Origin of the sequence: Lentilactobacillus kisonensis DSM 19906 = JCM 15041, assembly GCF_001434135.1 — a bacterium.
Lineage (GTDB): Bacteria > Bacillota > Bacilli > Lactobacillales > Lactobacillaceae > Lentilactobacillus > Lentilactobacillus kisonensis.
This window is the reverse complement of record NZ_AZEB01000021.1, coordinates 18815-43430: the sequence shown is the minus strand read 5'-3', so window position 1 is coordinate 43430 and position 24616 is coordinate 18815. Positions and strand designations below refer to the sequence as shown.

The following is a 24616-nucleotide window of genomic DNA, read 5'->3' as shown; positions in this document are numbered from 1 at the left end:
AAGTAACTAGATATTTGAAATTTTTAATTCTATTAATAGGGTTATCATTCAGCTTTTTGAATGGTGACTCTATTTGTTTAGATGGCGTGCTTTTTAATGACGTTATTGGGATAGGCGGTTGCTTAAACTGTGGCTGCTGAATCGTTAATAAGTCCTACTTATTTTTAGTTATTTTCGGCAATTCCATATATCATTGTGCGCAATTTTTATCTATACTAAAGGTAATACGATGCAAGTTTGGGGGAGTGTAACTTTGATTGATAAAAGATTGTTTGATTTACCTGGAATGAGACGTTATGTCATGATCCTGGGGGTTCTAGTCTTTATTCAAGCAGTTGCCATTATTGTTCAGGCAAGGTATTTATCAATTGCGATTGTTAACTTATGGCACTTACAGCCAATTAGTTCTATCGTGGTGCCAACCTGTATTTTTGCGGTGGCCTTTTTGTGCCGCCATTTATTAACGGTTTGGCAAAATCGGGTGCTGTTTCCATTCGTCGAAAAAACGAGTGGTGATATGCGAGAAAGCTTGATGGCTAAGATTTTTCGCCTCGGTCCAGCTGAGATCGATAAGCGGGGAACTGGCAATATTGTGACGATGGCGTTGGAAGGGATTGATCAGGTCCAAACTTACCTGATGCTAGTCATTATCAAAATGTTAGACATGTCAATTACGCCTTGGCTTATTTTGATTTATATCCTATTCATTCGCTGGGAGCAAGCTATTTTTCTGTTTATTATTTTTCCAGTCATTATTTTATTCATGGTTATTTTAGGCTTGGCAGCTCAAAGCAAAGCTGACCGTCAGTACGAGGGTTATCAGCATTTATCGAATCACTTTGTGGATACGTTAAGGGGCCTGTCAACTTTGAAACAATTAGGTTTATCCAAACGATACGCCAACAATGTATATTCAGTAAGTGAATCATATCGAAAAGAAACGATGTCGACCTTGCGGATTGCACTAACTTCGACGTTTGCCCTCGATTTCTTCACGACGTTGTCAATTGCGGTTGTGGCGGTTTTTCTTGGGTTTGATTTGATGGATGGCAAGGTCATGTTACTACCAGCGCTCACAATTTTGGTCCTTGCCCCTGAGTACTTCTTGCCGATCCGGAATTTTGCTAACGACTATCATGCGACTTTGAATGGGAAGAACGCTATGACTGCCGTACTAGATGTTCTTAATCAACCTGAAATGAAACAACGTGAAGAGTTGCCTGATTTTAAATGGGACCAGGACTCTAAATTGGAATTAGATCACGTTAATTATACTTATCCTGAGGTCAAGCGGCCTGCCTTAAATGACATTTCGGTAACTATCAAGGGAATGAAAAAGATTGGCATCATTGGTGCTTCTGGGTCCGGGAAATCGACGCTAATCAATTTAATTGGGGGCTTTCTTTCCCCAGATAAGGCCAATCAGGTTGCAATTAACGGTCAGCGGCTACCTCATTTAGATCAGGCAGCTTGGCAGCAAAACTTCTTGTATATCCCCCAAAATCCCTACTTATTCCACGCAACGTTGGCTGACAATATTTCGTTTTATGTTAACGATGCAACGGACCAATCGATTAAGGATGCGGCTGAACGGGCTGGTTTAACGCGTTGGATCAAGTCATTGCCAGACGGTTTGGAAACGATGATCGGCGAAGGTGCAAGAACGGTTAGTGGTGGGCAAGCACAACGGATCGCTTTGGCCCGGGCGTTTTTGGATACTGACCGAAAAGTATTACTATTTGATGAGCCAACTGCCCACTTGGATATTGAAACTGAGGCAGCCTTGAAGAAGGATATTTTGCCGGTCTTCAACGATCACTTAGTTTTCTTTGCGACTCACCGGCTTCACTGGATTGGGGAAATGGATTATGTTTTAGTAATGGATCACGGCCGGTTAGTCGAGCAAGGAACTCCTGATGAGCTCGCTGCCAAAAATGGCGATTATGTTAAATTGCGTTCAGAAATGGAGGCATCAGATCTATGAAACGATTAAAAGAGACGTTTGCAAACGACACATGGGTGATGCCTTATCTTAGAAAATATAAAGGGTTATTAATATTAGTCTTATTCTTGGGATTTATGACCTTTTTCTCCGGCGGGGCCTTGATGTTTAACTCTGGTTACCTGATTAGTGAAGCGGCTAGACAGCCATCAAGCATTATTTATATCTATGTCCCGGTTGTTTTGGCGAGAGCCTTCGGGATTGCGCGGCCGTCATTTCGGTACGTGGAACGGCTGACCAGTCATAACTGGGTGTTAAAGATTGTTTCTGATTTTCGAAAAAAGCTCTATGAATCGGTTGAGAAAAAGGCATCGGCAATTCAGCGGTCACATCAAACGGGGGATATTCTAAGCATTTTAGCTGATGATATTGAACATATCGAAAACCTTTATTTGAGAACGGTTTTCCCGATGGTTATCGGCTGGCTACTATACCTATTTATCGTCATTGGAGTTGGCTCTTTGAATTGGGTCGTGGGGTTATTAATGCTGCTGTTGCTGGGGGTTATTGTGATTATCTTGCCGTTAGCGTCAGTCGCCACAAACGGTGTTCGTGAATATCAACAACATCAAATCCAGCACCAGTTTTATACCAATTTAACGGATGAGGTTCTTGGACTTGGCGATTGGTTGATTTCAGGTCGGTATCACGATTTTATTAACCTGCAGAAAAAGCCGATTAAAGAAATTGCCCAATTACGGCGTAAGGATCACTATTACCAGTGGTGGCGGTCATTTTTGGTCCAATTTATGGTGTTATTGACGACCATTACCCTTCTGGTTTGGGCGGCCAATTCATTTACGGCGACCAAGTCACTAGCCAATTGGGTTGCTGCCTTTGCGCTTGCCATTTTTCCAGCGGTATCACCGTTTCTAAATATTAGCCAAGGGGCGTCAGAGTGGCCAGTTTATCGCCGCTCAATTGAACGGGTTAACCAACTTGATAAAGATAATGTCACCCCCACTAAACAGGTTGCTTTAAAGGCGTCATTCAAACAACTGGATATTGATAACGTGACGTTCAAATACCCAGATGGCGACCGGGACATTGTCAAAAATATTTCAATGACGATTCATCCGGGTGAAAAAGTGGCATTACTGGGTCCTAGTGGGACTGGCAAGAGTACCTTCTTAAAATTGTTAGTGGGGGACTTGATTCCTAATACCGGCAAAATTGAAATTAATGGTCAAAGCGTTGCGGCACTTCAAAATGTGCGCTCATCGCTGTATGGTATTTTGGATCAGCAGCCCTATTTATTTGATACAACGGTTATGAATAACGTGAGATTAGGAAACGTCAATGCAACTGATGAGGAAATCAAACAGGCGATTGCTGCGGTTGGCTTGAAGGACCTGATTGAATCGCTACCAGATCAATATGATACCGAAGTTCAGGAGGCTGGCAAACGCTTCTCTGGTGGGGAAAGGCAGCGATTATCACTTGCAAGGATTCTGTTGCAAGACGCGCCAATTATTATTTTGGATGAACCAACAGTCAGCTTGGATCCGATTACGGAAAAGAAATTGCTAGACCGGGTATTTGCGTTGCTTCAGGATAAAACCATTATTTGGGTAACTCATCATCTAGCTGGGATTAATCACGTTGACCAAGTTCGGTTTATGGAAAATGGCCGGTTTGATATGCAAGGCAGCCCACAGGAATTATATAAGCAGGAGCCGAGGTTTAGGCAGCTGTATGATTTGGACAGAGGAAGGTGAGCGGAGAGAAGCGGTTAGAAGCGGTTAGATGCGATAATATAATGGCACTCCTCCAGAATCCGGGGTTGAATTTTGGAGGAGTGCCATTATATTTCAAGACAAGCATCTGCTTCTCAGAGCGGTCCTAATCCTATGTAGCTAAGAAATTAGTTTTGAACATGTTCGAAGCGCACCTCAGACTGATAAATCACATTTATCTATGATTAGCTTTCTACTCATTTGGGCAAAAAATGATTTACCAAACGAATCCTTTCTTGTATGATAATTCTTAGTTTGAATTGATACAACGAGTTATGATGAGGAGTATAAATGCCAAAAAAGAATCAGCTACAATTAAGAACGGTTATTTCGGGGATTATTGCCGTTGCTGCGATGACTTTATTAGCCATTGTGCTAGTTAGCGCCCCAAATCGCCAGGTCCATGTTGATGCTGCTGCGAATTCAAAGCACCAGGAGTCGCCCAAAATTCATTTAACCAAGCGTGAGCAGCGAGTTGCCCATCAATATCGTTTGACAAAACAACAGACGAGGACTGCTTCTAAAACACCTATTACGGCAATAGGTGATTCAGTAATGTTAGATGTTAAGCCAAATATCAAACAGGTATTTCGCCACAGTGCAGTTAGTGGCTCCGTTGGCAGACAATTTTATTCATTACCGAAGATTGTTCGTGATTTAAAAGCCCATGGTCATCTGCGCAAGTATGTCGTGATTAATTTGGGAACCAACGGACCGCCGACTCAAGGTGACATTAATGCCGTATTAAAAACCGTTGGCAACAAACGGCAACTTTTTTGGATCAATACCCGGGTGCCGAGACATTGGCAGGGAACAACTAACCGTTTGATCGCCAGGAATGCTAAGAAGCATGCTAACGTGCACGTGGTTAACTGGTATCAGGCAAGTAGCGGGCATGCTAGTTGGTTTGCCAGTGATCGCGTTCACGTTGACTTAACCGGAGCACGGTATTATACCCGTGAATTAGCCAGGGAAGTTTCGAAAGTATTAAACTAACATAGGACAAGGGATGCTCGTTCATTTTTCATTGAATGAGTATTCCTTGTCCTATGTTGTTAGATAGATGTTAATAATGTTTTGAGTTCCGTAAATGCTATCGGCAGTTCTTTGTCATCACCCATGTCAGTAAAATGATGGCCTGTCGGCATGAGAACAAACTTTGCGTGAAGGCGTCTCGCCATCGTTAGCGTGTAGGAATAGGGGACGCTTGGGTCGTTGATTGCCGAAATAACAGTGGCCCGCCTAATCTTAGGTAGTATCTCCGAATAGTCAACCGGATGCTTTGTGAAGCTGTTTAATTCTGGGATTGTCCAAACGGGTTCATCAAAGCCGGAAACTAAGAGGACGTTAATGTTTTTGATCGCGTGAGCTTGTAGATAATGAAGGACCTGAATGCACCCTAGACTATGCCCAACAAGCGTTATGTTATCTGCTGCCTGAATTGTTTGGTCACAATAACGATCCCAAGCTGCCACGTCAGGATGATAAGAGTCGGGAAAATTAAGTTTCTTGAAGGGAATTTTCAATTGGTGTTCAACCTGATCTTCAAGCCAAGGAAACCAATGGTCATCCGCAAACGATGTAAAACCATGAAACATATACACGGTGGGTTTTGTCATTTTGTTAGCTTCCTTTAATCTTATTGTTCACGTGATAGGAGTAATTGGGTCAATTCCTTCAAATCGTGTTTTGCCTGTTGATCTGGCAGCTGATTAATTAAATCAAGCGCTTCGTTTGTGAGACGATCAGCGACTTGATATGATTTTGAAACGCCACCGGAGTCAATGACAATTTGCTGAACACGGGCAATATCAGCCGACGATAGCTGTTGCTTTTTGGCGAGTAAGGGTTTTAAATCCTTAGATATTTGATTAGCAAAAATTAATGGTAACGTGTAAACACCTGACTGAAGATCCTCTAACACGGGCTTTTTCGTCTTCTTTGTAGTGCCCTGATAATCCAAAATGTCGTCAAGAATTTGATAGGCTTGACCAATTCGAAGGCCAATCTGCCCCCCCAGTTTGATGATTGATTCCGGGGCATTCGTCAAAATGGCACCTTGCTCAAAACTCAGCCGAAACAATTCAGCTGTTTTACCGGTGATTTCATGGAAGTAATCAGCTTGGGTCATATGAGTACTATAGTTATAGCTCATTTGATCAAGTTCACCGTTTAGGATTAGTTGCATTGCGTCAATGTGCCGATGCATATTTTGGGGATCTGACGTAGCCTTTAAGACTTCGGTGAAGTAACATGTAAATAGATAGTCACCGGCGTAAATGGCGTTTTTTTGGCCAAATTCCGTGTGAACAGTCGCAACGCCTCTACGAACAGGGGATTGATCGATCACGTCATCATGAATAAGGGTGGCAACGTGAAGTAGCTCAACTGAAGCGGCGCCGGATCTGAGAATTGCCGGATCGGTTGGTTGCCCAAATTCTGAGAATATGTAAAAAAATCCCGGCCGCAGGAGCTTCCCGCTTGCTTTTAACAATTGTAAAACCTTATGATGAATAGGTTGATTATTTAAATTAACTGCCTTCAACAGGTAGGGCTGTAGTTCAGCCAGTTTTGTTTGAATGCGTGGGAATTGACGCCAGAGTTGATGAACCATGGTATACCTCAATTTTTAACGAATTTTTAATTACAACATCTAAGATACAAATTCGATGCCCGCTTGTCAATTGAACGGCGCTAGGATCGAAAATTTAGGGGTGAAAAAAGTGGCAAATTTTATGCAAACACTTGATGCGAGAAAGGTAGCGTTAGTTCAGGCACTCGGACAACACCTGGAGATATCATTTTGGGCATTGCTGATCGCTGTGATGATCGCAATTCCACTAGCAATTTGGGTTCGGAGATTTCCTAAAATTGCACAAGTTATTTTACAACTCACTGGTGTGCTTCAAACAATTCCGTCATTAGCACTTTTGGGGCTGCTCATCCCGTTAGTAGGAATCGGAACGGTTCCAGCAATTATTGCGTTGGTAGTATATGCCCTTTTACCAATTTTCCAGAATACATACGTTGGGTTAACTGAAATTGATCCATCAACAGAAGAGGCCGCAGACGCAATGGGGATGTCACGGTCTCGCAAGCTTCTTCGGGTTGAACTGCCAATGGCAATGCCGATCATTATTTCCGGAATTCGAACCTCGATGGTATTGATTATTGGGACCGCTACTCTAGCAGCCTTAATTGGAGCTGGTGGTTTAGGAAACTTTATCTTGCTGGGAATTGATCGGAATAATACGAGCCTTATTTTAATCGGCGCGATTTCAGCAGCGTTGCTGGCAATCATGATGTCGTTTCTAATTAGTATCTTACAAAAGATGAAGTTCAAGTACGTCCTCATTCTTTTATCAGCAATCATCGTCGTTGGTGGTGGGGTAGCAGGTTATACGACAATTTCTCAGTTAAATAATAAAGTTGTGATTGCGGGTAAGCTGGGGGCTGAACCCGAAATTTTGATTAATATGTATCGCGACTTGATTCGTGATAAAGATCCTAGAATGGACGTTGAACTGAAGCCTAATTTTGGGAAGACCAGCTTTCTATTCAGCGCATTAAAGAGTAATCAGATCAACGTTTATCCTGAATTTACTGGAACCGTTTTGGAAACACTGACGCATGCGAAGCAGACGCCAAAAAGCCCCCGGGCAATTTATCAATTGGGTAAAAATCAGCTGGCCCAACAGGATCGAATGACCTATTTGAAACCAATGGCTTATAATAACACTTATGGTATTGCGGTTAAAACGAGCTTTGCAAAACGCAATAAGCTTAGAACGATTCAGGATTTACAGAGTGTCCAGGGTAAGTTAAAAGCTGGCATGAGCATGGAATTTATGGACAGAAGCGATGGGTTGAAGTTAGTTGAACGCCGCTATCATCTAAAGTTCCCGGTTAAAGGGATGGAACCTGAATTAAGGTATCGGGCAATTCACGACAATCAGATTAATGTGATTGATTGTTACTCTACGGATAGTGAACTGCGACAATATCACTTGACGGTCCTTAAAGATAATAAACACATTTTTCCAACCTATCAAGGGGCACCATTGATGACAACGAAGTTTGCTAAAAAGCACCCTCAAATTGTCACCAGCTTAAATAAACTAGCCGGCAAGATTTCTGAAAAGCAAATTCAGGAAATGAATTATGAAGTTAACGTGCTCGAAAAATCGCCAGCAAGCGTTGCCCATCATTATCTGATTAAACATCATTTGATAAGGGAGTGATTTGATGGTGGCACCACTAATTGAATTTAAAAATGTGTCGAAAAAGTTTGATGGGAAAACGGTCATTAGCGACCTTAATCTTGGGATTATGCCTGGCGAGTTATTTGTGTTGGTCGGTAGCTCAGGCTCTGGCAAAACAACGACACTGAAAATGATTAATCGGTTGTTAGAAAAAAGTTCTGGGACGATTACAGTTGCTGGCCGGGGAATTGAAGATTATTCATTGACCGATTTAAGATGGCAGATTGGCTATGTGCTCCAGCAAATTGCCCTATTTCCGACAATGACCGTCGCTAAAAACGTTTCTGTCGTTCCAGATATGCAACGGGTTTCTGGTAGGAAGGTCCGTGGGTTAGTTGATAATCTATTAGCTGAGGTTGGCCTTGATGCCAGTTTTCGAAACCGGATGCCTATTGAGCTTTCGGGTGGTCAGCAGCAGCGGGTCGGCATTATCAGGGCACTTGCAGGGAAACCGCCAATTATCTTAATGGATGAACCCTTTAGCGCGTTAGATCCATTAGCCAGGGAATCGTTACAAAAGTTAATTTTAAAACTGCATACTAAGTATCAAAACACGATTGTTTTTGTGACTCACGATATGGATGAGGCGTTAAAATTAGGGGATCGAATTGGCATCATGAAAAATGGGAAGCTTCTCCAAGTTGATACGCCAAAAGAGATTACCAATAATCCGGCAAATAAATTTGTAGCTGATTTTTTCAGTAACAATCGTTACTCTGATTTAAATAAAGTCCTCGTTAACCAGATTATTGAAGCTGGGTTCATGGCACCTCGGCAAATTGATGAAAAGGTAAGGGCGGCGCCAAGTGTTGAGCAGCTGTCAAACTTAAAGGAAGTTTTGCGATTACTGGCGTCGTCACCATTAGTTAAAATTATTGACGCTCGCGGCAAGCCAATTGGTTGCTTTGATAATGAAAGTATTATTCGTTTTTTGAGTACAATTTGAGAGGAGAAGTTTAAATGGTTGAAAAATACGATGTTGTCATCCTTGGCGGTGGGGTCGCTGGTGGTTCACTGGCCCATTCGTTGCGTCGGCAAAATAAGTCAGTTGCAGTTGTTGAAAACAATCTGTTCGGCGGTACGTGTCCAAACCGGGGTTGTGATCCTAAAAAGATTTTATTGGCTGGCTTAGAAGTTACCCAGACAGTCGCTGATATGCAGGGTAATGGGATTTCTGGGCACGTATCGGTTAATTGGCCTGATTTGATGCGCCATAAAAGGCAGTATACCGATCCAATTTCGAATGCAACGCAACATGCTTTGGTAGCTGACGGGGTTGATACTTTTCATGAACAGGCGCAGTTTAATGATGCTGGCCAGTTGCAGGCTGGCAACCACGTTCTTGAAGCGGATAAGTATGTAATTGCGACAGGACAGCGACCAAACAGGTTACCGATTACTGGCAGCGAGTATTTTAAAACTAGCACTGATTTCTTGAATTTGAATGACATGCCTAAGGACGTTACTTTCATTGGTGGTGGCTACATTGGCTTTGAGTTGGCTGGAATTGCCCATGCGGCTGGAGCAAAGGTACATTTAATTCACCATAATGACCATCCATTGAAGCAATTTGATCCGCAATTGGTAAAGGATGTGATGAACCATCTTGAAGATGAGGGAGTTGACATTCAGCTGAATACATCAGTAACCCAGGTTGCCAAGGTTGGTGAACAATACGTGGTTTCTGGTGAAGATGGGTTTAAGTTACCAACTGACGCGGTATTTTGTACGGCTGGGCGAATTCCAAATGTTGACACCATTGGACTAGATAAAGTTGGCGTTGAATATGATCGTCATGGTGTTAAGGTTAATGACTTTTTGCAGACTACCAACGATAAAATCTTTGCCATGGGGGATGTTGTTAGTACCAAGCGACCAAAGTTAACACCGGTAGCTAGTTATGAAGCCAGTTATTTAGCCGAGTATTTTGCGGGTAATGAAGCAAAGATTGCTTTCAAGTCAATTCCAACGTTGGTCTTTGGCCAGCCGACCCTTGCTCAAGTTGGCCTGCCAGCAAGCATTGCAACAAACGATGACCATTACTTGTTGATTAGTAATGATATGACTGGCTGGTATAGTTATCATCGTCTCAATGAACCACTAGCCAAAGCAAAGGTCGTTGTCGATCGGGAAAATGAGACGGTGGTTGGAGCAACCGTCTTAAGTAACCACGCGGATTATTTAATCAATATCTTTACGTTGATGATTGATCAACGAATGAAGATTGACGATTTTAACAAGGAAATTCTGGCTTACCCGTCGTTTGCGAGTGATGTGACGTATTTGGTGTAGTGAGCGGAGCAAAACGGTTAGAAAGCGAAACCTAAGTTACTCCTGCCAAAAGCCATGGGCTTGGGCTTTTGGCAGGAGTAGCTTAGGTGCAGCTTTCTGTTTTGCGGAGCGGTCCTAATCTGTGCTGCCAGAAAGCTTCAGTTATAGTACCTGTAAACGACTGCTCGTCTAGGTGGGCTTTTCTGTATTGCCAAGAGAAGGCCAAGAACCGAGTTTTGAAAATCCATAAGCAAAATGAATTCTAATAAATATTTATTAATTACCAGACAAAACAAAAGCGCTGCACCCCCCTTAACCTCGGAGATCGCAGCGCTTTTGTTATGTTTTCACATGCACGAGCCATTATTGCCGTCAAGCCTAACTAATAGTTCGCTCAATCTTAATTTGACTATTATGCAGTGATTCATCCGAGATTAACGGGGTCACACTGTCGATGCTAATCAAAGTGAGATGATGCATCGCGCGGGTGATAATTGTGTAAAGCGTTCCCAGTAGCGACGCATCAGGATAATTCTTTTCCGATGTGTCCCAGGCAATCACTGAATCAAATTCAAGCCCCTTTGCTAAGTAAATTGGTAAGACCAAGACGCCTTTGGGGAGCGTTCGATCCGCGTCCTTTAAAAGGGTTGCATCGGTTTGACTGTGGATTTGCTCGTAGACCTGCTTGGCTTCACGCATATTTTTAGTCAAAACAGCAACCGTTCCGTACTTGTTCCGTTGACCGGTGATGGCTTTGATGAGTTGATTAATGCCATCTTTGAAGCCGGTTGAAAGGATCAATTCGGGGATGCTCCCCTCCCGGTTAAACGCTTCGATATCAGCTCCGTTTGGTAAAATGGATTTAGCAAAAGTTGTGATTGGAAAGGTTGACCGGTACGATCGCATCAAGCTGATTAAGCGTGAGTGGCGAACCTTAAACGCTGAATTGAGTTTCCGCAAGATTTCTTCTGGTTGTTCAACGTCTTTAAAAAGGGCCTGTTCGCTGTCACCAAGTAGCGTCCACTTAGTTTGCGGAAATGCATAACGCAAGTACTTAAGCTGAGCAACAGAATAGTCTTGCATTTCATCCACAAATAAATATTTCATCGTATTATTTTGACCGGTGTTACAGATATAATCCCGCATATAGAGCAAGGGGGCACAGTCATCGAGTTTAATTGAATGAAACTCGATTGAACTGTTAAATTCATTAATGGCTTGTTGCCATTGGGGTTGATCAATGTTTTGTGGGAGATCGACCTTACCCAGAAAATCAGCATACTGCATGTAAGCATCTAAAAAGTTATCGTTAAAAATAGCATCGTAAACGACCCGCAAGCGATCGGTAACAATTTTTTGGGCGATGAAGAAGCGTTCAGCATCTTCATTTTGAAACTCACCAAGTGTTTTTCCCGCCAACAAATCATGGTACTTTTCATCACTTAACTGGTCAATTTCGTCATTAACCCAGTCTTCCTGGGTCTCCCGGTTAATTCGTCGCTTGAGCCGTTTGATTAATTCGTTTTTGGTTTGTAAGTAACGGTCTGAGACTTTGGCGGCCTTTGGGAAACTATTGAAGATTGATCGGATTTCACGTTTACTAAAGAAAACGGCTTCGTTAAAAATAATGTCGCTAAAGTAAATATCACTGGCAGCTAAGTTGTCACAGTATTCCTTTGCTTCATCCATAAACTTAGCAGATTCCTTAAAGCTTCGAACGAAACGTTGCTGATTGGTTAATTTACCGTCGGTTTCGTATCGTTCAAACAAACTTTGGACGTTTAAACCCTTTAGGCGATTATCAATGAATTCATCAAAAGTGACTTGTCTCATGTTCCGTTCACCTAAGCTAGGTAGCACCTCTGAAATATAGTGGCTGAATAGTTTATTTGGCGAGAATAGAATGATTTGGTCAGCTTCTAGGGTATCCCGGCTGTGGTAGAGTAGAAAAGCAATTCGTTGGAGAATTGCCGACGTTTTTCCTGATCCAGCAACGCCCTGGACAACTAATAGGTTACTCTTAGTGTCTCGAATAATGTCGTTTTGCTCGTGTTGAATGGTTGCCACGATGTTTTGCATATAATCGTCGTTTTGAGCGCCTAACGCTGATTGCAGCATTTCATCACCGACGGTTTCATTAGTATCAAACATATTTCTGATTTTGCCGTCAACAATCTGAAATTGGCGCTTTTTCTTTAACGTCGTTTCTTGTTTGCCCATCGGGGTCTCATAAGCAACTTTTCCTAAGGTGCCGTTATAGTAAACGCTTGAAATAGGTGCGCGCCAGTCGTATACCAAAAATTCCCCGTCAGCGTTTTCGAACGATGCAATTCCAATGTAAAGTTGCTCAGTATCGGGCTCGCCATCGTCTTGGATGTCAATTCGGCCAAAGTAAGGTGATTTTTTTAAATCTTTCAGTGTGTCTAATTGGTTTTTTAAAATACTTTCATTTTCAGTTAACCGGGAAACTAATCCCCGTTGTTGCTGAAGCTCAGCGCTGGTTTCAATTCGATCATCGACTTCGAAGTAGTTGACTGAAGTGTTGTCAGCGTAATTTTGCTGAACCTTCTTGGTTTCCGAGTGGGCACTGTCATATTCGCGCTCGGTGGTTGAAATCTTATTATCGATTTTTGAAACGACCAGGTCTACTCGTTGCTGTTCTTTTTGTTGTTCGTCGTTTTCCAAAAGGTGCCTCCATTCGTCCATCACTTCATATCAATAGAAACTAAATGCTTGCACAATTTTAGATGGATTTGGGGAAGATGTCAATTAAAGTGAGTGAGCGGAGCAAAGCGGTTAGAAAGCGGAGCCTAAGTTACCCCGTTCAGAAATCCTGGGCTTGGATTTTTGAACGGAGTGGCTTAGGTGCAGCTTTCTGCTTTGCGGAGCGGTCCTAATCTATGTGGCCAAGAACTATTAATCCTTAGTCTTTGGGGATTTTTGTCAGTGCGTATGCTCCAGTTTCTGCTTTGCGGAGCGATCCTACTCCATGTACCAAGGAACACAGAATAACTTGGAATTTTTGGCGGAGAAGACTTGGGTGAAAGTCTCTGCTTGGGGGGACGACCCTAATAATCTATGTACCGAAGAATATGAGTAAGGGGCCTTGAGTTCTGACCAGAAAAAGCCAAGATTAAACTTGGCAATCCTAACTCAGGCTGCCCAAAGATTCTCTTGTTTTTTTAATAATACTGTCATAAAAAATGAGTTTCCCAGAATAAAATTCCACTCGAAATACATATGCTTCCCTATATTAATCCAAATAATCAATGACATCATTTATATCAGGAAGAAGTCTTTACTTTTTCCCCGTTTATAAGTAAAATTAACGTGTTATTAACAAGTAAGTAGATTTGTCACAAACAGAGAGCCTGTGTTCGCTGAGAGCAGTCATGACAAATCAAAATGGAAATTAAAAGGGTGACTCCCGTATCGTTTAAAGAGGCGGCCAGACTGTGGCTGCAATTTAGGTGGTACCACGTTTAAGCGTCCTATTGTTAACGCAATAGGGCGTTTTTTGAAAGGATGGGTATTTTGGAAAAAAAGATTATTTTAACTGGGGACCGACCAACCGGGAAGTTACATATTGGTCATTACGTTGGGTCATTGAAGAACCGGGTGGAATTGCAAAACTCTGGTGATTACGAAACGTTTATCATGATTGCGGATATGCAGGCACTCACTGATAATGCCCGGGACCCTGAAAAAATTCGTCACAGTTTGATTCAAGTTGCTTTAGATTATCTAGCGGTTGGGATTGATCCTCAAAAGTCGACAATTTTAGTTCAATCACAAATTCCAGCTCTCCCAGAATTAACGCAACATTATTCTAATCTAGTGACGGTTTCACGGCTCAACCGGAATCCAACCGTTAAGACCGAGATTAAGCAAAAGGATTTTGGTCAAAGTGTTCCAGTTGGCTTTGCAATGTATCCGATTAGTCAGGCGGCTGATATTACGGCGTTTAAGGCAACCACCGTTCCCGTTGGTGATGATCAGGAACCAATGCTTGAACAGACTAGAGAAATTGTCCGTTCATTTAATTCGATCTATAAGGAAGACATTCTAGTTGAACCGGAAGGCTATTTCCCACCAAAGGGGATGGGACGTATCCCTGGTTTGGATGGCAACGCGAAGATGAGCAAATCACTTGGCAATGCGATTTATTTGGCGGACGATGAAGATACAATCCAAAAGAAAGTTATGTCGATGTATACTGACCCTAACCATATTCATATTGAAGATCCGGGCCAAATTGAAGGCAACACTGTCTTTACTTACTTGGATATTTTTGACCCAGATAAGCAAAAGGTGGCAGATTTAAAGGAACAGTATCAGCATGGTGGTCTGGGTGACGTCAAAATTAAGCGTTATCTAAACGACGTTTTGCAGGCTGAACTAAAACCCATTCGTGAACGTCGAAATCGGTATGCCGAAGATGAAGCTGGCGTTTATGATATTCTCAAAAAGGGCAGCGAGCATGCTAATGAAGTTGCCAGCCAAACACTTAAAGAAGTTCGTGATGCTATTGGAATCAATTATTTTAATTAAGATATCCAGAAAGGGTGGCCGAAATGGAAAACCTTGTCATTTTGGATATTGGTTCCAATTCCGTCAGGATGGCGATCAATCAGATTGCCGATGACGGTTCTTACCGAGAAATCAAGCGGGTTAAAAGTGATAGTCGTTTGTCAGAAGGAATGGGGAAGGCAAAAATTCTCCAACCTCCTGCCATGGAGCGAACGATTAAATCATTAGCTGATTTCAAACGGATATACGTCAAGTATGGTGCCAAGCAAGTTATCGGAATCGCAACGGCAGCGGTCCGACAGGCAAAAAATCAAGCTGAATTTTTGCAAGAAGTTAAGGAACGAATTGGCATTCAGCTGGAAGTTCTTTCAGGAACTCAAGAAGCTTATTACGATTATCTCGGGGTTATCAACCGACTCGGGGTAAAAAACTGTTTGATCTTAGATATTGGTGGGGCAAGTTGTGAATTGGTCCGCGTTAGCCATGGAGAAAGTAAGAACCTCACGAGTATCCCAATTGGTGCGGTCAATCTGACTGAACATTACCACTTAGACGACACAATTTCTGGAGCAAATTTATTTAACGCCCAGTTTAGTATTCGTAAGCTCTACGCAAAAATTAAATGGTTAAGCCGCTCCTATCATCAACCGCTTGTCTTACTCGGTGGTGCTAATCGAACCTTGGCACGGATTAACCGTAAGCGGCAGCATATGATGAGAATTGATGCGATCCACGGATATCATTTAACTTATGAACAGGTCAATCGAACCTACTTAAATCTTTTACGGGGAAACGTTAATCAACGTCGCCAAATTCAAGGATTAGAAACTGACCGCGCGGATATTATTGTCGGTGGGCTGTTACCACTAATTGTCCTGATGGATAAGGTCGATGCCAAAAAGGTTTTGTTTTCAGAAAGTGGTGTTCGAGAAGGTATTATTACGGAATACGTTGATAAAAAGTATCATGGACAAGCAACTAATTAAAAGGCTGGCATCAAGGTTCTTTCTTGACCAGCTTTTTGTGCCTTTTTTAATGATGGTGATATGATGAAGATGAAATGGGATCAATTTTATAAGAAACCTTACCATGAACGACTGGAGATGATCGCAAGCGACCGTGACTTGTCTGATGAAGAACGTCAACGGTTATTTGCTGATAACTCTGACGTTTCAAATAATCTGATTGAAAACTTTTTAACGGATTACCCACTACCAGAGGGGGTTGTGACGAACCTCAAAGTTAACGGCCGATCGCACTTAGTTCCAATGGTTGTCGAAGAGCCTTCGGTAATTGCCGCGGCCAGCAACGGTAGTAAGTTACTGGCCGCGGGGGACGGAATCCATGCCGTTGTTTCCGATCGATTGGTAGGGGGTCAGATTATCGTTAAAGGCGCTGAAGTTGACCAACTAAAACGTTTTGTAAACGATAACGAAGCCACTATTTTCAAAATTGCTAACGACAGTCATCCTCGGGTCTTACTATATGGTCGGGGTGCCCAAAAACTTGGTGTTCGGAAGCTTGACGAGACCTTTGCATCCGTTGACTTAGCTGTTGATACCGGGGAAGCAATGGGTGCTAATATGATCAATACAATGTTAGAGACCGTTGCAGCCTGGTTGCAGCAGAAGTTGGGGGTTGTCATTACAATGGCGATCCTATCAAACTATGCTGACCAGAGTATTGTGGCTGTTAGTGGGATTGTTCCCTTTGATAAATTAAAGAATCAGTTTCTTTCAGGTGAGGTGGTTGCTCAGCGAATTGCTGATGCAAGTCATGTTGCCCAAATTGATATCTATCGTGCAGCCACTCATAACAAAGGCATTATGAATGGAATTGATGCAGCCGCTATTGCCTTTGGCAACGATTGGCGGGCAATTGAAAGTGCCGCTCAGTCGTTTGCTTCAAGGGATGGCCAGTATCGGGGCCTTAGTCAGTGGCAGGTAACACCAGCCGGTCTTCGTGGTAAAATGACGGTCCCAATTCCAATTGGTTATGTTGGTGGGGCAACTAAGGTTCTGCCACTAGCAAAAATTAATCAGAAAATTGCTGGGGTTTATAATGTGACTGAGGAAATGCAAATCATTGCTGCCGTGGGGCTAGCTCAGAATTTGGCTGCGCTTAAAGCGTTGGTGACCGATGGCATTCAAAAAGGGCATATGAATCTTCAACTTAAATCGCTGGCAATGGCAAACGGAGCGACGAGTGAAGAAGTCGCGGCGGTTGTTACTGCGCTACGGAAATTAGACCATCCCAGTTCTCAAGCCGTCAAACAAATTTTAGAACAGCTAAGGAGATAACAATGGATAATAGTATTAATATCGAATTAAACGACCAGGTTCAAGACCTTATCAACGCGGTTAACCAGCTTTTCCCGGGGACGATTACCGTTACTTTCATTGGGAAGCTTCAATCAGGTTACGTGCGTCATGATCAGGCACAAGCAGTTCAGGATGGCAAAAACGTCATTATTCAGATTGCTGATTTAAGTGCCCCCAACTACACGGCTTCCCATGAACTCTTACATCTCTTGATGGTTCTACGCGGATTTCCACAGGTCTTTTATTCACTCACAACGGGTGACGATAAGCTGGATGATCAGCTTAAAATGATGGGAACTGAATTATACGATATCGTTTCACACTTTGTGGTGGTTTCTGAGCAACGCAAGCATGGGTTGATTAACGACGAAATTGAACAAATGTATCTCAAGGGGATTTACGCAACAATTAAGCCGGAACCAGATCCATTAGATGACGAAATGATGCTACGATTAACAACGCTATTGGATGCGATGGTCTTTTACGGCGACAAGTTGGCAACGGTTGCCGATAAGTTAAAGAAGGATTTCCCGGTTTCCTACGCTGCAGCTGAGAAATTGTACGCAATTATTACCGATAAGCCGACTGATTCACCATTTAGCCTGAGACGAAACGTTGTGAAATTATTCAAGGCGTTCGATGAGCAGTTGAAAGATTGGGAGTTACCTGCGCTTCACAATACAGAATTTACCACCCTGACCAGTGTTCTTTCTGAACGGCAGTTAGGATTGGAAGTTAAGCAATTGTTTGAAGTTTATCACTCTGAATTAGTTGAGATTAACAGTAATACCAAGGCCTATGTTGGCTTTAACCGGGTGGATGACCAGAATTCATTTGTGATTGCTAATCCGAAGGGTGATCAGGATAACCCAGAATTTTTCAAGGACGTTTATGGGAAAACTGTTAAGCAATTGTTTGATGACTTGAAGATGCCTTACATTATTAGAAAGTAGTGAGGGGTTAAAGGACAGCTTCTCCAGGCAGAAGTCTGCGCGTAAGCACCTCTAACAAAAATCCCAAAACCGGGGATTTCCGTTAGAGGAGACTTACACTCCGACTTCTAACCGCCTGGATCCGCTCACTTTATTTTAGGACAGCTACGCAAAGCAGAAGCTTGCACCTAAGCCATCTCGACAGAAATCCAAAACCGGGATTCCTAGTCAAGAAGACTTAGGCTCCAGCTTCTAATCACTTTGCTTTGCTCACTTATTTTTTAGGAGGAATACAATGATTGATAAGGAAATTCAAACTGAATTTGATCAGGCAAAGAAGATTGTGTTTCTAACTGGCGCTGGGGTTTCGACCGCTTCTGGCATCCCAGATTATCGTTCTAAGGGTGGTTTATATACCAATGATAAATCCAACCGTCCAGCCGAATATTATTTGAGCGCTGATTGTTTACGTGATGAGCCCAAGGTATTTTATCAATACGAAAAGAAAAATATGTACTACCCGGATGCTAAGCCGAATGTTATCCATGAAAAGCAAGCTGAATTCACACAGCAAAAAGATGCGGTGGTGGTCACCCAGAACATTGATAGTCTTTACCGCAAAGCTGACACTCGGAATTTAGTGGAATTTCATGGTAATTTGTATAACGTATACTGCCAAAAATGCCGGAAAAAGGTTGATTATAAAGACTATTTAACCAGCATGTATCACCGAAATTGTGGCGGCGTCCTGCGACCCGATATTGTTTTATATGGGGAAGGCCTAAATGAAAGTGCCATCTCTAAGAGTGTCAATGCAGTGTCTAACGCTGATTTAATCGTTATCGTGGGGACTTCCATGCGGGTCTATCCGTTTGCTGGACTGATTGATTATCGATCAGCCGCCGCTAAGGTATTGGCAATCAATGAAGAACCGTTAAGCTTTGCGTTTCCATTCACCATGATTAAGGAAAATGCCGTTGACTTCTTCAAAGATTTGAAAGTGAATGCGTGAGTGATTAGGACAGCTGCGCAAATGTAGAAACTTCCACATAAGCACCTCTGACAAAAATCCCCCAAAACCAGGGATTTCTGTCAGAGGAGACTTATGTTCCAGTTTCTAACCGCTTTGCTCCGCTCACTATTATTAAAGGAGGGGCGAAATATTGATCACAATTGGGTTGACCACTTTTTCGGAACATCCATCATTGATTCATGAAAAACGTAAGGTGAGACTAACTGAATATAGCGCGCATTTTCCGGTGGTTGAGTTAGACACGCCCTTTTATGCGATTCCAAAGGTTGAAGTGATTACGCACTGGCAACAGCAAGTACCTAATAACTTTCAATTCATTTTAAAAGCCAACCGGGTGATGACGATGCACGATCAGGGGAGTGAAGATCCGGTCGATAATCAGCAGCGGCTGGTTGAATTTAATAATTATAAACGGGCAATTGCACCCTTGATGGCGACTCATCAGTTGAAAAGTATCTTATTTCAGTTTCCGCCTTATTTCTCTCGCCAAGTTGCCACGATTGAATATCTTCGCCGGATCCATACCCTCATGGCAGGGTATCCGATCGCGGTTGAATTTCGTAATCCAAGTTGGTATGGCAAGGAGATTACGAATGACGTTGCTGGTTACTTACATGAACTTGGTTTTAGCCTGGTGGGGGTGGATGAACCACACACCACCAATATGGGGGTCCCCTTTGAGCCAGTTGTTACCAATGAAGATCTCTATCTTCTTCGATTTCACGGTCGAAACGTAAAGGGCTGGTCTGAGCATTCCAAGGATTGGCGCAGTCAGCGAACCCTGTATCGTTATTCTCAAGCCGAACTCCAAGAATTTGCTAAAACAATTCTGGCGCTTCAAGAGAAGACGAAAGAGGTTTGTGTGATTTTTAACAATAACTCTGGTGGTGACGCCGCTGATAATGCCCTTCAGTTACAAAAGTTGCTTGGCATTTCATTTGATGGGTTATCACCGTTACAAATGGATTTATTTTAGTGGGCAGTAAACATTATTGTGGTTAGTGGGGATGATAATCCCTTTTAATTATTCGGTTGTTTCTATCCGTTACGATTTTTCATCGCCATTACCACGGATTTTTGCTATACTTGACTATAATTATTAAGATTATCAGTTTGGAAAAGAGGACCTTTCATGGCAGAAAGTAAGCCAACGTTTTACATTACAACTCCAATTTATTATCCATCAGGAAGATTACATATTGGTAATTCCTATACGACGATTGCCTGTGACGCCGAAGCGCGGTTTAAACGGGCAATGGGTTATGATGTCTTCTTTTTGACGGGGACCGATGAACATGGATTAAAAATCGAACAGAAGGCCGAACAGCTGGGAATGTCGCCTCAAGATTACGTTGATAAAATGGCGGCTACCATCAAGAAATTATGGCAGAAGCTGGAGATTTCGAATACGAAGTTCATTAGAACAACGGATGATTATCATGAAAAAGTGGTCGCAGATATTTTTCAAAAATTACTTGATAAGGGTGATATCTACCTTGGCGAATATACTGGCTGGTACTCTGTTTCTGATGAAGAGTATTTTACCGAAAGCCAACTCGCTGAAGTCTATCATGACGATAACGGTAAGGTGATTGGTGGTAAAGCGCCTAGTGGTCATGAAGTACAATTGGTTCACGAACAATCCTACTTTTTTAAGATGAGCAAGTATGCCGATTGGTTACTTCAGTACTACAAAGATCATCCTGACTTCATTCAACCCGATACTCGTATGAACGAAATGATTAAGAACTTTATTGAACCCGGCCTAGAAGACCTGGCTGTTTCCAGGACAACCTTCCACTGGGGTGTTCCGGTTAAGTCAGACCCCAAACACGTGGTGTATGTTTGGATTGATGCGTTAACCAACTATATCACGGCACTAGGTTATGATGGCAAGGATAACAGTGACTTCAAGAAGTATTGGCCTGCCGACGTTCAAATGGTCGGTAAGGAAATTGTTCGGTTCCATACAATTTATTGGCCAATTATTTTGCATGCACTCGGATTGCCGTTACCGAAGAAGGTTTTCGGGCATGGGTGGCTTTTGATGAAGAACGGCAAAATGTCTAAATCAAAGGGAAACGTCATTTATCCTGAAACTTTGGTTGATCGCTATGGTTTGGATGCATTGCGCTATTATTTGCTGCGAGCAATGCCGTATGCTAACGATGGCTTGTTTACACCGGAGGATTTTGTTGACCGGTTGAATTACGATTTAGCCAATGATTTGGGTAACTTGTTAAACAGAACCGTTTCGATGATTAATAAGTATGAAAATGGCAGTGTACCACAAATCAAGTCTGGAGTTACTGATTTTGATAGTGATCTTGAAGATACTTCGGCCATGGTAATTGATCATTATAAAGAATTGATGAATGAGTTACACTTTTCTGATGCGTTAAGCGAAGTTTGGAAGCTCGTTGCCCAGTCTAATAAGTACATTGATCAGACTGAACCATGGAAGCTTGCCAAGGACCCAGACGATAAAGAGAAGCTTGATTCGGTTATGGCCCATTTAGCTGCCAGTTTGCGAGTCATTGCTGAGTTAATTAGCCCTGTTATGACCCATGCACCTAAAGAAATCTTTAATCAGCTTGGGCTTACCGACGAAATTGACTTGAAGAATCTTGATTTCATGAAGTTACCCGCCGGTAGTCAAACAGTCAAAAAGGGAACCCCGATTTTCCCACGGGTTGATGCTGATGAGGAAGTTGACTTTATCAAGCAACAAATGACTAAGACAGATAAGACCAAGGGGAGATCTGCTATGAAAGCTGCTGCAGAGAACCAATTTAATCCGGAAGAGACGGATTTAAACTTAACCAAGAAGGAAGTTCGATTTGATGCTTTTGAAAAAATCGAACTTAAGGTAGCCGAAATTAAAGATGTTAATAAGGTTGAAGGTGCTGACAAGCTGCTTCAGTTCCGATTAGATGCTGGCGACGATGGCGATCGGCAGATCCTTTCAGGAATTGCAAAATGGTATCCAGATTTCAAAAAACTGGTCGGTAAAAAAGTGATCATTGTTTCAAATCTGAAACCGCGGAAGATGCGTGGCCAGGTTAGCCAAGGGATGTTACTATCCGTTGAGCATAAGGACGGTAATGTTGAATTGGTAACCGTTAGTGAGCACCTCGAAAATGGGGTCACATTGGAATAGAAATTGAATGGGCCGGCTTTCAGAAATCTTGAAAACGGCCTGTTTTTATTCGTGAAGATACTGAGGTAAATTGATGAAAATTTTTGATTCCCACACACATTTAAATGATGAGTCGTTGTATCCTGATGCGGACAAGTATTTTAAGCACGCCCAAAGCTTAGGCGTTGTTAAAATTGCGAACGTTGGGTCTAATCAGATACTTAACGATCGCTCGCTGGAGTTGGCCGCTAAATATCCAGATATGTATTCGATTATTGGCTGGCATCCAGAGGACTCAATCTACTATCATCAGGCACAAGAGGACTTACTAATTGAACAGCTTCAAAGCCCTTCGGTAGTAGCGGTTGGTGAGATTGGCTTAGATTATCACCAGACGACTTCTCCAAGACATATTCAAAAAGAAGTTTTCAGACGCCAGATTGACATTGCCAAGCAATTGCACTTGCCAATTTCGGTTCATAACCGGGATGCTTTTGAAGACACCTATGACATTCTAAAAGAGATGGGTATTTCAGACATTCGAGGCGTGATGCACAGTTTTAACGGTGACACCGAATGGTTAAAAAAGTTTCTTGATTTGGGGATGTCCGTGTCATACAGCGGGGTTGCCAGCTTTAAGAAAACACGAGAGGTCCATGAGGCGGTGAGAAACACACCGTTTGATCGGATGCTAGTAGAGACCGATGCCCCATATCTCGCTCCTGAACCGTTGCGTGGCAAGCAAAATGAGCCAGCCAACACGTTGTACACGGTGGAAGCAATCGCTCGGTTTTGCGATGTTAATCCAGACATCATTGCCAAGCATACTTATGAAAATACATTGCGTTTATTTAGAATTGAGGATAAATGAAAAAGATAAAAGAAGTGATCGTTGTTGAGGGTAAGGATGATACCAAACGAATTCAACGGGCGGTCGATGCTGATACAATTGAAACACGCGGTTCAGCGATCCCAGAAGAGACATTGATGTTGATTAAAAAGCTGGCCAAGACCAGGGGCGTCATTGTTTTTACCGATCCAGATTTTTCGGGTGAAAAAATTCGAAAAACGATTGCAGCTGAGGTCCCTAATGCTAAGCACGCATTCATTACCAAGAAGCAGGGGGTTCCTAATCGTTCGGAGGGATCTCTAGGGGTTGAACATGCAAGTGTTGAGTCCATTCGCCAAGCCCTAAGTCAGGTCTATACAGAGGATGATTCCGCTGAAGAATTAATTTCGCAAACAGAATTGATGGTTCATGGCTTGATGGGTAACCCGGATGCCAAAGAACGGCGTAAACAGTTAGGGGAGTTGTTGCACATTGGCTATGTAAATGGGAAGCAGCTTCAACACCGTTTACGCATGTTTGGCATTACCCACGACCAGTTTATTGATGCAATCAGCAAAATTGATGGAGATAATATAAATGACTGAATACCCAGCAATTGCCAGCCCTGCACGGACTCAGGCAATCTTAAATCGTTACCGGCTCTCAGCTAAGAAAAGCTTAGGTCAAAACTTCTTAGTGGATTTAAATGTCTTAAGTAACATTGTTGAAGCGGCTGAAATTACGGGTGACGATGATGTTATCGAAATTGGCCCTGGAATTGGTGGGTTGACTGAGCAATTGGCAAAGGTGGCCCATCGTGTTTTAGGGTTTGAAATCGACCAAAATTTGCTGCCGGTGCTGCAAGAAACTCTTGCACCTTATAGCAATATCAAGATTATTAATCAAGATATCTTAAAGGCAAATTTACCTCAAGTGGTTAAAACTGAATTAACGGGCAAACATCCCTTAAAAGTTGTGGCTAACTTACCGTATTACATTACGACGCCGATTGTGATGAACTTATTGGCAGGCGACCTCGCTTTTGATGCGATCGTTGTGATGATGCAAAAGGAGGTTGCTGAACGGCTGACTGCTGTTCCAGGTACCAAAGCTTATGGGTCATTATCGGTGATTGTTCAAGAAAGGAATAACGTTGAAATTTCTTTCATTGTTCCTAGAACCGCGTTTATTCCCCAGCCTAAGGTCGATTCCGCAATTATCAAGTTAACTCCCAAGTTGGCTAAGGAAGTCGTGCCATTTGATGAAAAGAGGTTTGCTGGTTTCGTGCGTGGTTGCTTTATGCATCAACGAAAGACGTTGTGGAATAACTTGTTAGGTTTTTTTGGTAAAACGGATGCAGCTAAGGAAACAATTACCAAGGTATTAGCTGATGTTCAAATTGATCCAGGTGATCGTTCCGAGCAATTAACGATTGACCAGTTTGTCAATTTGGCGAACGCTTTCCATGACAACGGGATTTTAAACTAATCTTTAAAGATTTGTGGTTGAAAGTAAAAGTCGTTTGTGGTAGAATTTGCGATTTTATAACCTGCGTGGTATA

The 24616-nt window shown here is 42.5% G+C and carries 19 protein-coding genes; 16 read left to right on the top strand and 3 right to left on the bottom strand.

The annotated features are described in order from the left end of the window. Nucleotides 1–253 precede the first annotated feature (253 nt). The 3 genes from cydD to FC98_RS10225 all read left to right on the top strand — a co-directional run bounded on the left by cydD (nucleotide 254) and on the right by FC98_RS10225 (nucleotide 4734). Complete coding sequence (gene cydD / locus FC98_RS10235; RefSeq protein WP_040471829.1) at nucleotides 254–1984, top strand: thiol reductant ABC exporter subunit CydD; 1731 nt, start codon at nucleotides 254–256, stop codon at nucleotides 1982–1984. Continuing rightward, entirely contained in the window at nucleotides 1981–3720 is a 1740-nt protein-coding gene (cydC, locus tag FC98_RS10230; RefSeq protein WP_008857664.1) for a thiol reductant ABC exporter subunit CydC, read from the top strand. Before cydD ends, cydC begins: the two co-directional genes overlap by 4 nt. Nucleotides 3721–4029: 309 nt before the next feature. Continuing rightward, a complete protein-coding gene (locus tag FC98_RS10225) occupies nucleotides 4030–4734 on the top strand; it encodes an SGNH/GDSL hydrolase family protein (RefSeq protein WP_054655453.1) in 705 nt (234 codons plus the stop codon). A 59-nt stretch (nucleotides 4735–4793) separates the two neighbouring features. Here the strand turns inward: FC98_RS10225 and FC98_RS10220 are convergent, their stop codons facing one another. After that, nucleotides 4794–5357 (bottom strand): RBBP9/YdeN family alpha/beta hydrolase, encoded by a 564-nt coding sequence (locus FC98_RS10220; RefSeq protein WP_056949525.1) that lies wholly within the window; start codon nucleotides 5355–5357, stop codon nucleotides 4794–4796. 20 nt (nucleotides 5358–5377) lie between these two features. Next, nucleotides 5378–6352, bottom strand: coding sequence for a polyprenyl synthetase family protein (locus FC98_RS10215; protein WP_008857661.1), 975 nt, complete (start codon nucleotides 6350–6352; stop codon nucleotides 5378–5380). A gap of 109 nt (nucleotides 6353–6461) precedes the next feature. Here FC98_RS10215 and FC98_RS10210 point away from each other — a divergent pair, with 109 nt between their 5' ends. Genes FC98_RS10210 through FC98_RS10200 form a run of 3 tightly spaced genes read left to right on the top strand, consistent with a single transcriptional unit; the run spans nucleotide 6462 to nucleotide 10292 of the window. Further along, the gene (locus tag FC98_RS10210; protein WP_162254962.1) at nucleotides 6462–7979 is read left to right on the top strand and encodes an ABC transporter permease/substrate-binding protein; all 1518 of its coding nucleotides are present in this window, start codon (nucleotides 6462–6464) and stop codon (nucleotides 7977–7979) included. Nucleotides 7980–7983: 4 nt separating this feature from the next. Further along, nucleotides 7984–8946: an ABC transporter ATP-binding protein gene (locus tag FC98_RS10205; protein WP_008857659.1), complete on the top strand. Its 963-nt coding sequence runs from the start codon at nucleotides 7984–7986 to the stop codon at nucleotides 8944–8946. A 14-nt stretch (nucleotides 8947–8960) separates the two neighbouring features. Further along, nucleotides 8961–10292: a dihydrolipoyl dehydrogenase family protein gene (locus FC98_RS10200; RefSeq protein WP_056949523.1), complete on the top strand. Its 1332-nt coding sequence runs from the start codon at nucleotides 8961–8963 to the stop codon at nucleotides 10290–10292. A gap of 357 nt (nucleotides 10293–10649) precedes the next feature. Here FC98_RS10200 and helD read toward each other — a convergent pair whose 3' ends face one another. After that, nucleotides 10650–12956 carry an RNA polymerase recycling motor HelD gene (helD, locus tag FC98_RS10195; RefSeq protein ID WP_056949522.1) on the bottom strand — a complete coding sequence of 769 codons (2307 nt, stop codon included), beginning with the start codon at nucleotides 12954–12956 and terminating at the stop codon, nucleotides 10650–10652. 840 nt (nucleotides 12957–13796) lie between these two features. Between helD and trpS the strand changes: the two genes are divergently transcribed. From trpS to rsmA, 10 genes are all read left to right on the top strand, one after another. After that, nucleotides 13797–14822, top strand: a complete 1026-nt coding sequence (gene trpS, locus FC98_RS10190) for a tryptophan--tRNA ligase (protein ID WP_008857652.1) — start codon at nucleotides 13797–13799, stop codon at nucleotides 14820–14822. 23 nt (nucleotides 14823–14845) lie between these two features. Continuing rightward, nucleotides 14846–15787 (top strand): Ppx/GppA family phosphatase, encoded by a 942-nt coding sequence (locus tag FC98_RS10185; RefSeq protein ID WP_008857651.1) that lies wholly within the window; start codon nucleotides 14846–14848, stop codon nucleotides 15785–15787. A gap of 60 nt (nucleotides 15788–15847) precedes the next feature. Further along, entirely contained in the window at nucleotides 15848–17101 is a 1254-nt protein-coding gene (locus FC98_RS10180; RefSeq protein WP_082602876.1) for a hydroxymethylglutaryl-CoA reductase, degradative, read from the top strand. Between the two features lie 2 nt (nucleotides 17102–17103). Further along, complete coding sequence (locus FC98_RS10175; RefSeq protein ID WP_008857649.1) at nucleotides 17104–18075, top strand: hypothetical protein; 972 nt, start codon at nucleotides 17104–17106, stop codon at nucleotides 18073–18075. A 274-nt stretch (nucleotides 18076–18349) separates the two neighbouring features. After that, nucleotides 18350–19066 (top strand): NAD-dependent protein deacylase, encoded by a 717-nt coding sequence (locus FC98_RS10170; protein WP_008857648.1) that lies wholly within the window; start codon nucleotides 18350–18352, stop codon nucleotides 19064–19066. A 151-nt stretch (nucleotides 19067–19217) separates the two neighbouring features. Continuing rightward, entirely contained in the window at nucleotides 19218–20063 is an 846-nt protein-coding gene (locus FC98_RS10165; RefSeq protein ID WP_054655455.1) for a DUF72 domain-containing protein, read from the top strand. Nucleotides 20064–20219: 156 nt separating this feature from the next. After that, nucleotides 20220–22247 (top strand): methionine--tRNA ligase, encoded by a 2028-nt coding sequence (metG, locus tag FC98_RS10160; protein ID WP_008857646.1) that lies wholly within the window; start codon nucleotides 20220–20222, stop codon nucleotides 22245–22247. A 73-nt stretch (nucleotides 22248–22320) separates the two neighbouring features. Next, nucleotides 22321–23097 carry a TatD family hydrolase gene (locus FC98_RS10155; protein ID WP_008857645.1) on the top strand — a complete coding sequence of 259 codons (777 nt, stop codon included), beginning with the start codon at nucleotides 22321–22323 and terminating at the stop codon, nucleotides 23095–23097. Next, nucleotides 23094–23660: a ribonuclease M5 gene (gene rnmV, locus FC98_RS10150; protein WP_008857644.1), complete on the top strand. Its 567-nt coding sequence runs from the start codon at nucleotides 23094–23096 to the stop codon at nucleotides 23658–23660. Before FC98_RS10155 ends, rnmV begins: the two co-directional genes overlap by 4 nt. Continuing rightward, nucleotides 23653–24543: a 16S rRNA (adenine(1518)-N(6)/adenine(1519)-N(6))-dimethyltransferase RsmA gene (gene rsmA, locus FC98_RS10145; protein ID WP_008857643.1), complete on the top strand. Its 891-nt coding sequence runs from the start codon at nucleotides 23653–23655 to the stop codon at nucleotides 24541–24543. The genes rnmV and rsmA overlap by 8 nt, the downstream gene beginning before the upstream one ends. Nucleotides 24544–24616 lie beyond the last annotated feature (73 nt).